Annotated in this window: 10 protein-coding genes; 9 read left to right on the forward strand and 1 reads right to left on the reverse strand. The window is 45.4% G+C overall.

Annotated features, from left to right (window positions below; translation table 11 throughout):
- Positions 1 to 16: 16 nt before the first annotated feature.
- From prfB to argH, 9 genes are all read left to right on the forward strand, one after another.
- A protein-coding gene (gene prfB / locus I6N90_RS22860; protein ID WP_197938069.1) for a peptide chain release factor 2 occupies positions 17 to 1,124 on the forward strand; the annotation gives its coding sequence in 2 pieces (ribosomal slippage) (positions 17 to 88 and positions 90 to 1,124; 1,107 coding nt in all).
- 116 nt (positions 1,125 to 1,240) lie between these two features.
- The gene (locus I6N90_RS22865) at positions 1,241 to 2,134 is read left to right on the forward strand and encodes a YitT family protein (protein WP_197938070.1); all 894 of its coding nucleotides are present in this window, start codon (positions 1,241 to 1,243) and stop codon (positions 2,132 to 2,134) included.
- A 343-nt stretch (positions 2,135 to 2,477) separates the two neighbouring features.
- Complete coding sequence (gene argC / locus I6N90_RS22870) at positions 2,478 to 3,527, forward strand: N-acetyl-gamma-glutamyl-phosphate reductase (RefSeq protein ID WP_232243284.1); 1,050 nt, start codon at positions 2,478 to 2,480, stop codon at positions 3,525 to 3,527.
- A gap of 35 nt (positions 3,528 to 3,562) precedes the next feature.
- Positions 3,563 to 4,804, forward strand: coding sequence for a bifunctional ornithine acetyltransferase/N-acetylglutamate synthase (gene argJ / locus I6N90_RS22875; protein ID WP_197938071.1), 1,242 nt, complete (start codon positions 3,563 to 3,565; stop codon positions 4,802 to 4,804).
- Between the two features lie 30 nt (positions 4,805 to 4,834).
- A complete protein-coding gene (gene argB / locus I6N90_RS22880; RefSeq protein ID WP_197938072.1) occupies positions 4,835 to 5,641 on the forward strand; it encodes an acetylglutamate kinase in 807 nt (268 codons plus the stop codon).
- A 2-nt stretch (positions 5,642 to 5,643) separates the two neighbouring features.
- A complete protein-coding gene (locus I6N90_RS22885) occupies positions 5,644 to 6,831 on the forward strand; it encodes an acetylornithine transaminase (protein ID WP_197938073.1) in 1,188 nt (395 codons plus the stop codon).
- Between the two features lie 17 nt (positions 6,832 to 6,848).
- Complete coding sequence (gene argF / locus I6N90_RS22890) at positions 6,849 to 7,805, forward strand: ornithine carbamoyltransferase (protein ID WP_197938074.1); 957 nt, start codon at positions 6,849 to 6,851, stop codon at positions 7,803 to 7,805.
- 43 nt (positions 7,806 to 7,848) lie between these two features.
- A complete protein-coding gene (locus I6N90_RS22895) occupies positions 7,849 to 9,084 on the forward strand; it encodes an argininosuccinate synthase (protein ID WP_197938075.1) in 1,236 nt (411 codons plus the stop codon).
- A gap of 83 nt (positions 9,085 to 9,167) precedes the next feature.
- Positions 9,168 to 10,583, forward strand: coding sequence for an argininosuccinate lyase (gene argH, locus I6N90_RS22900; RefSeq protein ID WP_197938076.1), 1,416 nt, complete (start codon positions 9,168 to 9,170; stop codon positions 10,581 to 10,583).
- Between the two features lie 147 nt (positions 10,584 to 10,730).
- Here argH and I6N90_RS22905 read toward each other — a convergent pair whose 3' ends face one another.
- Positions 10,731 to 12,176, reverse strand: coding sequence for a VanW family protein (locus I6N90_RS22905; RefSeq protein ID WP_197938077.1), 1,446 nt, complete (start codon positions 12,174 to 12,176; stop codon positions 10,731 to 10,733).
- Positions 12,177 to 12,304: the final 128 nt, after the last annotated feature.

Below are 12,304 nucleotides of genomic sequence, written 5' to 3' on the forward strand. Positions count from 1 at the left end.
AGGTGAAGCGATAGCCATGTTAGATGTTACAGTGAAACAGGATTTGCGTGAAATGGCGAAGCGTCTCCAAGAACTTAGGGGGTCTCTTTGACTTAGATATTAAGCTAGAGATCATTGCTAATCTTGAAGAGAAAATGTCATACCCCGACTTTTGGGATGACAATGAACGTGCACAAGGCGTCATTTCGGAGTTGAATGCGGTGAAGTCGGTTGTTGAGCAGTATGACCGACTAAACGATGAGCATGAAGAGCTTGGAATGATGTTGGAGCTCGCTGAGGAAGAAGAAGACGAGTCACTTGAAGCGGAGCTCACTAGCGGAGTAAAATCGCTGCTTGGTAAGATTGGAGACTTTGAGTTACAGCTATTGCTGAACCAGCCTTACGATCGTCTTAATGCGATCGTCGAGCTTCATCCCGGCGCAGGTGGTACGGAGTCGCAAGACTGGGGGCTTATGCTCTACCGTATGTATACAAGGTGGGCCGAGAAACGTGGCTTCAAAGTTGAAATACTTGATTATCAAGATGGCGATGAGGCGGGCATTAAGAGTGTTACGATACTCGTAAAAGGTTATAACGCATATGGCTATCTGAAAGCGGAGAAGGGTGTACATCGTTTAGTACGTATTTCACCATTCGATTCCGCTGGCAGGCGCCATACGTCATTCGCTTCTTGTGATGTAATGCCGGAGATTGATGATAATATCGAAATTGAGATTCGTTCCGAGGACTTAAAGGTCGACACGTACCGCGCAAGCGGCGCTGGTGGCCAGCACGTCAATAAGACGGAATCAGCGATTCGGATTACACATATTCCATCAGGTATTATCGTTGCTTGTCAGCAGGAACGTTCGCAGATCGCAAACCGTGAACGCGCCATGAAGACACTCAGATCTAAGCTGTATGAGCGGAAGATTGAGGAGCAGTTGAAGCAGCTAGCGGAAATTCGCGGCGTCCAATCGGATATCGCATGGGGCAGCCAAATTCGCTCGTATGTATTCCACCCATACAGCATGGTGAAAGATCATCGTACATCGGTAGAAACAGGTAATGTCGGTGCTGTCATGGACGGCGATATAGATGCATTTATCAATGGTTATTTAAGAAACCAAATCCGCCATGACTAGTTATTCGTGCGATGAATGTAGGTAGATTAAATACGTACAACATCTAGTTGTACATTGTTTTGAGGAGAGTTCCGACACTGTTTTAGTGTGGAACTCTTCTTTTTGAGAAAAGGGAGATGGGTAAAGTGGCAGAGGTTAAGGTCAAACGTAGAGACAGCATCAAGCCAAAAGATCCGAAAGCGAGAGCAGTGTGGAATTTGCTCCTGGTGCTGCTAGGTTCAGTTATTGTGGCACTCAGTTTCAATATGTTTTTGGTTCCGAATGGGATAGCGTCAGGAGGAGTATCGGGAATATCGATTTTGATCCAAAAGGTGCTCGGCATTATGCCAGCTTTGACGCAGTGGGCACTTAATATTCCTTTATTCATAGCAGGAGTGATTATACTAGGGAAAAAGTTTGGAGCTAAAACGGCATTAGGAACAGTGTTGCTTCCTTTCATCGTGTTGTTGACGGCAAATGTTCCAATTCCAACGGAAAATCCGCTACTTGCTTCCATTTACGGAGGAATCGGGGTAGGACTGGGTCTTGGTCTTGTATTTAGAGGCGGAGGCTCAACGGGTGGATTAGACTTGGCTGCACAACTTTTACATAGACTTACGGGAATTCCATACAGCTTAGCTGTTGTTGTTTTCGATGGGGGCGTTATTATTGCGGCTGGTTTTGTGTTTTCACCAGAAGTTTCGTTATATGCATTGATAGGGTTATTCGTAACAAGCAAGACGATCGATTTTGTGGAAAATGGTTTGCAGCTATCCAAGGTTGCATTCATCATTAGCGATCATACGGAAGAAGTTGCAGAAGCGATCCTTCATGACTTGGATCGGGGGTTAACGAGACTTGACGGGCATGGCGGCTTTACAGGTGAAGGCAGAACAGTGCTAATGGTCGTTGTCGGACAAAATGAAGTATATAAGTTAAAGCAGCTTGTTCGCTCTATTGATGGCAATGCATTTGTTATTATAAGCAATACAGCGGAAGTACTAGGACATGGTTTCAAGCTAGAGCACTGATAACACGCTTAAATATGAACGTATAAGCCACAAAATAGCATGAAAAAAAGTCAAAAAGTGCATTGTATTAATATTAGTGCGACTGTATAATAATACAGAGCAATCCGATATTTTCATCGAACGTTTATTACTGTACAATAAGAAGTTGTAGACAATATCCATATTTACCCTTTCCTTGAGGGTAGTTACATATTCAGTATTATTCATGTGGAGAGCATTAGCATTCAAGTTGTCACACATGTAACAAAAGCTGCGACGATGGGGAGAAGCAGGACGTTGTGGTGTTTCGGCAGTTCATTTAGTAACGGCCTTTGGTGTCGGCTTATGACAGGGGAGATTAATGATGAGCACAAAGATTGGAGTAGCCATCGTCGGTTCAACCGGCTATGGTGGTGTGGAATTGATTAGGTTATTAGCTTCGCATCCGCTTGTGGAAGTAACTTCCGTTATATCATCTTCAAACGCAGGAACACCAATAACAGAGGGTTATCCTCATTTAGCAGGTATTCAAGAGCAATTGCTCGATGATGTTGATCCGGCAGCAATCAAAGCTAAGGCAGATGTTGTATTTTTGGCGACGCCTCCTGGCGTAGCTGCTAAGTTAGCGCCTGATTTCCTAAACGCAGGTCTTAAATTAATTGATTTATCAGGCGACTTCCGTCTAAAATCACCATCGCTTTATGAGCAATGGTACAAGAAACCTGCGGCAGATGAGCAATATTTGGAGCAGGCAGTCTTCGGTCTTTCTGAAATTTATGGCGATAACGTTCGTGATGTTGACTTTGTTTCCAATCCAGGCTGTTATCCGACAGCTACATTACTAGGTTTAGTACCAGCAGTCAAAGCGGGCTTTATTAATCCGGCAACAATCATCATTGATGCTAAAACCGGTCAATCTGGAGCAGGCAGAGGAGCTTCACTTGCCACACATTATTCTGAGCTAAATGAAAACTTTAAAGCGTACAAAGTGAATACGCATCAGCATGTTCCAGAAATTGAGATGGTACTTTCTGATGTTGCGGGCAGTCCGGTTGTAATAACATTTACAACACATTTAGTTCCGATGACACGCGGCATCATGTCTACGATTTATGCTAGCGTCGATGGGAAATACTCTACTAAACAATTCATAGATTTATATAAAAGTTTCTACGAAGGGCGTAAATTTGTCCGTATTCGTCCAGAAGGCCAATTGCCTGCGACGAAGGAAGTATGGGGCTCTAACTATTGCGATATCGGCTTTTCTGTTGATGAACGTACGAATCGGGTAACGATTATATCTGTCATCGACAACCTAGTTAAAGGTGCTGCAGGTCAAGCGATTCAAAACTTAAATCTAATGATGGGTTGGGACGAGACGTCTGGTTTGCAATTTGTTCCTGTCTATCCGTAATTATATTTGTTTAATAGAAGGGGAAACGATGTACGATGGGACAGATCAACAAGGAAACTCTGTTCTCGGTCGTTGCTGACGGCTCGATAACAACACCACAAGGATTTTTGGCTGGAGGCTTGCACTGTGGCCTTAAGAAAACAACTCGTTATGATCTTGGTGCGATAGTATGTGAAGTGCCTGCAACAGCAGCAGGCGTATATACAACGAATGTGTTTCAAGCAGCTCCGCTGCAAGTAACGAAAGAAAGTATTGCAGCAAACGGAATATTGCGTGCCGTACTCGTTAATAGCGGTAACGCTAATGCTTGTACAGGCAAACAAGGTGAAGCTGACGCTTATGAGATGCGTTCACGTTTTGCTGAAGCGATTGGTGTTTCTGCTGATCAAGTTGCTGTAGCTTCAACAGGTGTAATTGGCGAAAACTTAAAGATGGATAAAGTGCGCCGCGGTATTGAAGGTTTGCCTCTGCAGTTAGATGGTGGCTTGCAAGGCGCAGAAGGTTTCTGCCAAGCGATTCTGACAACTGATTTGGTGCAAAAGATGGTTTGTGTGGAGTTGGAACTGAACGGTAAGCGTGTGTACGTGGCAGGTGCTGCAAAAGGTTCTGGCATGATTCATCCTAATATGGCGACTATGTTAGGTTTTGTTACGACGGATGCAAATATCGGCAGTCAGTCACTGCAAACGTTGCTTCGTCAGGCAACAGACTTAACTTTTAATATGATTACGGTAGATGGTGATACAAGTACAAATGACATGCTTGTTGCGATGGCGAGTGGTTTGGCAGGGAATGCGGAGCTGACGGCTCAGCATGAAGATTACTCGGCATTTGCTGCGGCACTTACATTTGTATGTGAATATCTAGCGAAAGCCATTGCTAGAGATGGTGAAGGTGCAACTAAGCTCGTCGAAGTACAAGTACGCGGAGCAGTAAGTGATGAATCTGCTCAAGCTATTGCGAAGACAGTTATTGGCTCTTCCCTTGTGAAGTCAGCTGTGTTCGGAGCGGACGCAAACTGGGGCCGGATTATTGCGGCAGTAGGCCGTGCAGGCGAACCGGTTAATCCGGATACGGTAGACATTCGTCTTGGCGACATTATGACGTTAGAGCAATCGCGTCCAGTTGCGTTTGATGAAGAAATTGCTTTGGAGTATTTGAAGGGGGATACGGTCGTTATCCATGTAGATCTTCATATGGAAGATGGAGTAGCTACAGCTTGGGGCTGTGACCTTACGTATGACTATGTCCGCATTAATGCGGCTTATCGAACTTAGAGCTGCAGGGTGGAGGCGGGGAGCATAATGATGGAACAGCGGTTTGTTATGAAATGTGGCGGCAGCACACTAGCAGCGCTGCCGAACAGCTTTTTCGATGAGCTGCGTGAGTTGCAGCAGTCTGGAGTGAAGCCTGTCATCGTACATGGCGGAGGTCCTGCCATATCAGAAACGCTAACAAAGCTAGGCATTGAAACGGAATTTGTAAATGGACTACGTAAGACGAATGATGATGTTCTTAATGTCGTTGAGATGGTGCTTGCGGGCCGTATTAATAAAGAAATCGTTCGCAAAATCGGGATGAACGGTGCACAGGCGCTCGGCTTGTCAGGTGTAGACGGTGGTCTTATTACCGCTCAGCCAGTAGCTAACGCTTCAGAGATCGGATTTGTTGGCGATGTAACGGATGTAAATGCTTTTATTATCGAGGGCGTTATGGGAATGGGCTACATTCCGGTTATCGCACCAATTGGTATTGATGGAGAAGGTCAACGTTACAACATTAACGCGGATACCGCGGCAGGAGCAGTTGCGTCCCATTTGGGCGCCGATCGGATGATTGTGGTGACGGATGTTCCTGGTATTTTGAAGACGGTGGATGGAGTGAAGAAAGTACTCTCTACAGTGACGGTAGCTGAGATCGAAGAGATGATCGTAAGCGGTGAAATATATGGCGGCATGATTCCAAAGGTTCGTGCAGCAATTCAATGTATTCAAGGCCGTGTACGTGAGGTTGTTATCGTAAGTGGACAAGAAGCGGGTGTACTTACACGGGCGGTGCGTGAAGGCGGAGTTGGCACAAGCATCATGCAATCGAATGAAGGGCGGGTGAATTAAGGATGAGTGAGACGATTACGGCGGCAGCTGCGGAAGCGTTGTTTCCTACATATGCACGTTTTCCTATTACGCTTGTGAAGGGTGAAGGTAGCTGGCTTTGGGATGATGCTGGAAATCGATATCTCGATTTCGTTAGCGGGATCGCTGTTACAAATTTGGGCCATGCACCTAAAGCGATCAAAGAAGCACTTGTTAAGCAGCTAGATGAGCTGTGGCATGTATCCAACCTATTCCAAATTCCGAACCAAGCTGAAGCTGCTAAGCTACTGACAGATAATAGCTGTGGTGATGCTGTGTTTTTCTGTAACTCGGGAGCAGAAGCAAACGAAGCTGCGATAAAGCTTGCTCGCCGCTATCAACAAGTAGCGCAAGGAAACGGTCGATACGAGATCATTACATTCGAACAGTCCTTCCATGGGCGTACACTTGCGACGTTGACTGCTACTGGTCAAGCAAAAGTGAAGGAAGGTTATGCACCTTTGCCGGAAGGTTTTACGACGATACTATTAAATGATATTTCAGCAGTCGAAGCAGCGGTCAGCGACAAAACTGCGGCAATTATGTTAGAGATGGTTCAGGCTGAAGGTGGCGTATACCCTGTCGATGGAACATATGTGAAGGCACTTGCTGAGCTTTGTCAGAAGGAAGGTATTCTGCTTATCGTAGATGAAATTCAGACAGGTATGGGTCGTACAGGTAAGCTGTTCGCTTATGAGCATTTCGGCATTGAACCAGATATATTTACACTTGCGAAAGGACTCGGAAGCGGGTTCCCAGTAGGTGCAATGGTTGCGAAGGAGAGACTTCGTGAAGGTTTTACAGCTGGGAGCCATGGTTCAACATTCGGTGGAACACCGATTGCGACAGCGGCTGTAAAAGCAACAATTGAAACTATTGTAGGTGATAAACTGTCTGCACGAGCGGCTGAACAAGGCGACTATCTGATGTCACAGCTTCGTGAGAAGTTGGCTGGTGTTAATAAAGTTCAAGATGTTAGAGGACTTGGTTTAATCGTCGGAATCGAATGTGACGGACCGGTAGCAAGTATTGTAACTGCGGCTCAAAAGCGTGGATTGCTCGTCATTACGGCTGGTCCGAACGTGATACGACTATTACCGAATTTGTTAGTAACGAAAGAAGAGATAGATGAAGCTGTAACGATATTAGCGGAGCTTCTTGAAGCTTCGTAAAGAAGGAGGAAATACACATGCAAGTCGTAAACGAAGAGTTAGCCCATAGTTTAAAAGGTCGCGATTTCCTTATGCTCGTTGATTTCAAGCCAGAGGAATTGCACTACCTAATCAACTTGGCGATAGATTTGAAGAAGAAACAAAAAGCTGGCGAAACCCATCATATTTTGAAGGGTAAAACGTTAGGCATGATTTTTGAAAAATCGTCGACGCGCACGCGCGTTTCTTTTGAAGTCGGAATGTATCAACTAGGTGGTCAAGGGTTGTTTCTAAGCGGAAACGATCTACAGATAGGCCGTGGAGAAACGATTTGGGATACAGCACAAACATTGTCCCGTTACTTGGACGGAATTATGATTCGTACGTTCGCACATCGCAAAGTGGTTGAGCTTGCAAGAGGTGCTACGATTCCTGTTATAAATGGTTTGACTGACTTATCGCATCCTTGCCAGGCGCTTGCTGACTTCCAAACGATTGTTGAGAAAAAAGGTCGCCTAGAGGGCTTAAAGATTGCTTATGTCGGGGATGGCAACAACATGGCTCACTCCCTAATGATGGGCGCAGCTAAGCTAGGTATGCATATGTCTATCGCGACACCGGAAGGTTATGAGCCGGATTCCGATATTATCGTGCAAACAAAAGCGAATGCAGCAGAAACAGGCTCACGCCTCGTTGTTACTCATGATCCGAAGGAAGCTATCGCTGATGCAGATATTATTTATACGGATGTATGGGCGAGTATGGGTCAGGAAGCAGAGCAGAAGGAACGCGAGGTTGCTTTTGCCAACTTCCAGATCAATGACGAGCTTGTGAAATATGCGAAAAAGGACTTTCAATTTATGCATTGTCTTCCGGCACATCGCGGTGAAGAAGTTAGCGAAAGTGTTATCGACGGCGCTCATTCTATCATATTTGATCAGGCAGAAAATCGTCTCCATGCGCAAAAAGCGATCATGGCAGCAATTATGTCTTAATTTATAACTTACATTATACGTTTGAAGGGGAGTTAGAGAGACTATGGCTAAGGAAAAAATCGTGTTGGCCTATTCCGGCGGTTTGGATACATCGGTCATTTTAAAATGGTTGAAAGAAACATACGACGCTGAAATTATTGCGTTCACGGCAGATATCGGACAAAAGGATGAGCTTGATGGGCTTGAGGCAAAAGCTCTTGCTACAGGAGCTTCAAAGGTTTATATCGACGATCTACGTGATGAGTTCGCAAAAGACTTTATCTATCCCATGTTCCAAGCAGGTACGATGTATGAAGGACAATACCTTCTTGGTACTTCCATCGCTCGTCCTCTAATCGCTAAACGTATGGTCGACATTGCTCGCGCTGAAGGCGCAACGGCAATCGCACATGGCGCAACGGGTAAAGGAAATGACCAGGTTCGTTTCGAACTAACGGCTGCTGCACTTGCACCTGAGATCGGTGTAATTGCTCCTTGGCGTCTAGAAGCTTTCCGTGAGCAGTTCCCGGGCCGTGCAGAAATGATCGCATATGCTGAAAAACATGGCATACCGGTTACTGCATCTGCTGCTAAACCTTATTCTACTGATCGCAACTTGCTTCATATCAGCTTTGAGAGCGGTATGCTTGAAGACCCGTGGTTTGATCCAAGCTCGGAAGAAAATGAAGAGATGTACGTACTTAGCGTATCTCCAGAGCGCGCTCCAGATCAATCCGAATATGTAGAGCTAACTTTTGAGCAAGGTGATTGTACAGCTGTGAACGGCGAATCGCTTAGCCCATTGGCAGTAATGGAGCGTCTAAATGAGCTCGGCGGCAAACATGGCATCGGCCGTGTAGATATGGTAGAAAATCGCTTCGTTGGTATGAAGAGTCGCGGCGTGTATGAAACTCCGGGCGGAACGATCCTGTTTACCGCTCATCGTAAGATGGAATCTTTAACGATGGATCGTGAAGTGATGCATCTTCGTGATTCACTAATTGCGAAATATAGTCAGTTAGTATATAACGGTTTCTGGTTTGCACCAGAGCGTCTAGCACTTCAAGCGCTTGTAACGGAGTCGCAGAAAAACGTGACAGGTGTCGTTCGTTTGAAGCTGTATAAAGGTAATGTTATCGGCGCTGGCGTACAGAGCCCTGTGAGCTTGTACAATCCAGATATCGCGACGATGGAAGCAGATCCGTCGAAAGCTTACGATCAAGGCGATGCGACAGGCTTTATTCGTCTAAACGCACTTAGATTGAAAGTATCCTCTGGCGTAGAACAAAGTAAAAACTAATAACCGGTTAAGGACGGAAGCTCGCATCGCTCGCGCGGTAGGGCTTCCGTTCCCTTGCATCCGGAAGGGAGTGCTTAATTACGATGAGTAAACTATGGGGCGGTCGTTTTACGAAACAGACAGATCAGTTGGTTGAAGAATATACAGCATCCATTATGTTCGACAAAGAGTTAGCTGAAGAAGATATTCAAGGAAGTCTGGCGCACGTAACGATGTTAGGAAGACAAGGTATCTTGCCTGCGGATGATGTGGAGAAGATCAAAGACGGTCTTCACCGCGTTCTTCAACGCATCAAACGTGATGACATCGAGTTTTCGATCGGTGATGAAGATATTCATATGAATATCGAAAAAACACTAATTGATGATGTAGGATCTGTTGGCGGTAAGCTGCATACCGGACGTAGCCGTAACGATCAAGTGGCGACAGATATGCACTTGTGGCTGCGTAAACGTGTCGTAGAATTTGTGGACATGTTGTATAAGCTTCAATCGGCTCTAGTTGAGCAGGCAAAAGCAAACATAGACACTATTGTGCCTGGTTATACGCATCTTCAACGTGCACAGCCGATTCTATTCGCACATCATTTGATGGCTTATGTTTCGATGTTCGGACGTGATATTGAGCGTCTTCAAGATAGCTACAAACGTATTAACGTACTTCCGCTTGGCGCAGGGGCGCTTGCAGGAACAACCTTCCCAATCGATCGCCACTTCGTGGCGAGAGAACTGAAATTCGATCGCGTATACGAAAATAGTCTTGATGCAGTTAGTGATCGCGATTTTATTTTGGAGTTTCTATCGCATGCTTCCATCATTATGATGCATCTGTCACGCCTTAGTGAGGAACTTATATTGTGGTCAAGCACAGAGTTCCACTTCGTGGAGCTCGATGATGCATTCTGCACAGGCAGCAGCATTATGCCGCAGAAGAAAAACCCCGATGTTCCAGAGCTTGTTCGAGGCAAAACGGGACGTGTATACGGCAATCTCGTTGGTTTGCTGACAGTGCTTAAGTCATTGCCGCTTGCGTACAACAAAGATATGCAAGAGGATAAAGAAGGTATGTTCGACACGGTGAAGACGCTACAAGGTGCTCTTCAGTTGTTCGCGCCAATGATTGCGACGATGAAAGTGAACAAGGATCGTATGCGTCAAGCTGTTAACCAAGATTTCTCCAACGCAACAGACATTGCAGATTTCCTCGTTGGCAAAGGATTGCCTTTCCGTCAAGCGCATGAGGTTATCGGCAAGACGGTGCTCTATTGTATCGAACAAAACAAGTTTTTGCTCGATTTGACAATTGAAGAATTCAAGAAGTTTTCAAGCTTGTTCGACGATCGTATCTACGCAGTGCTTCAGCCTGAGCAGGTCGTGAACGCACGTAATGTATATGGCGGTACAGCAAAAGTACAAGTTGAAGGTGCTATTGGCCGAGCGGATGCGGCTCTTGCAGAAACGGCTGCATGGGTAACAGAGTATTTGGAGCGTAGTAGATAGGGTAGGACTTTGCTAGTTGAAAAGGAAAAGGTGCTATCTCATAAGTAGAGAAATCTACTTATGAGACAGCACCTTTTTTGTGCACGCGGGGCAGGTTAACCCTAGAAAATCGGGTTAACCTGCCCTCCGCTCTACATAAAAATCCGCTTAAATGCCATCTTCCACTATACCATCAGTTGGTGTTGGATTCGCAGGTGGTGCAGGAGTAGCATGAAGTGAGTCCGGCCCTACCTCGATAATAGTAGGTTGCGCTCGATAGGTATCTTTGGAGACGCGTTCGCGCGATACTGAAATGCCATCGCGAATAAGCGTGCGGAACGTTTCTACGATAAAGCCAGGTTTTCCTTTCTCTACAATGACACTTTTACCTACAGGAAGCTCAGCGTTAACGACCTGTTGCGTCTTCGACGGTATCGTCTCTAGCGTTATGGATTCAATGTCGTAGTGCTCATTAGCTGGTTTTGATCCGAACAATTTGACGGTCAACTTACGATTCTTAACTTCTGTTCGAATAAGGATTGCTTTGCCCGTATTGTTACGGAACTTGAAGTCGATTGTATCTGTTGCGTATGTCGCATCTTGCCCTACAGGCATATAAGCAACAGGCAGAGAGTGGTTGCGACGTGAAACGATATCAAGCCCAGAGCGAAGAACTGCTTGATATAATGTACTGGATACTTGGCAAATTCCGCCTCCGATTCCTGGCACAAACTTCCCGTTCAAAATAACAGGAGCTTCTTTGTACGTATGACGCTTCTCCGCCTCGGCAATTAGTTTACTGTATGAGAACGTCTCACCCGGCGCTAAATACCAGTCGTGCAATGTTTCTGCTGTAACCGTTACATTATGTGCGCGTCCTTCTGCACTTGTTGCGAATGAGGTTGTGTACGAAATAATTTTTCGATCAATTCCCTCTGCTTTCAACTTCTCCAAAGTAATTTCAGGTTGAATAACTTTTATTGGAAGTGGGGAATGAAACAACTTATCCTCATTAGTAAGTGTGCGGCCAATTGCTTTTTCCTGCAAAAGAATCCATCCATTCACGTTACTAAGTAGCCCGTCAATATCTAGGCGGTAAGCATCGGAGTGTGCCTCATATTGAACTTCATCCGTGTCCGAAATGAAGCGCCTAGCATTTTTGGACTCATTCTTTTCGATCCAGCCCCACTGCTCCCGCAGGGCAGCATCTAACGCCTCTTGGTCCCAGCTCTGCGATAGCGTGTAGCTTTGTGAAAACTTATACCGATATAAGGCGCGATCCCATAGACTTCCTTCTCTAAGCTTAAGCAATCCCTCGCGTGCTCCTACAAACTCTGCTCGATAACCAAGCTCAGTAACATCCCAACTTTTTTTGTCGTTAGCTACTTGATTGGCTACTACTGTAATTTTTCTTGCTAGTAGTGAACGCTCGTACTTATCAATGAAATCAATTGCCTGATCGATGGACATCCCCCCAAGTGCAACGACTCCCGTATGAACACCTTCAGGAACGCTATCCTGATTAGAATAGCGCCAAATTAAAGTCATACCGATTGCTAAAAGAAGTATTAAAACTGAAAGAATGATGGTGATCGTGAATCGAAATTTCTTCATTGTGATAGACACCCTTCCCGAGTAAATAGACAGTTCTACATCTATATGCAGGAGTTCCAATGATTTTGCATCATTTAAAAAATGAAGAAAATTCGACATTTGCGACGATAATGAGAATTGTGAAAAAA

Source organism: Paenibacillus sp. GSMTC-2017 (genome assembly GCF_016019935.1).
Taxonomy (GTDB): domain Bacteria; phylum Bacillota; class Bacilli; order Paenibacillales; family Paenibacillaceae; genus Pristimantibacillus.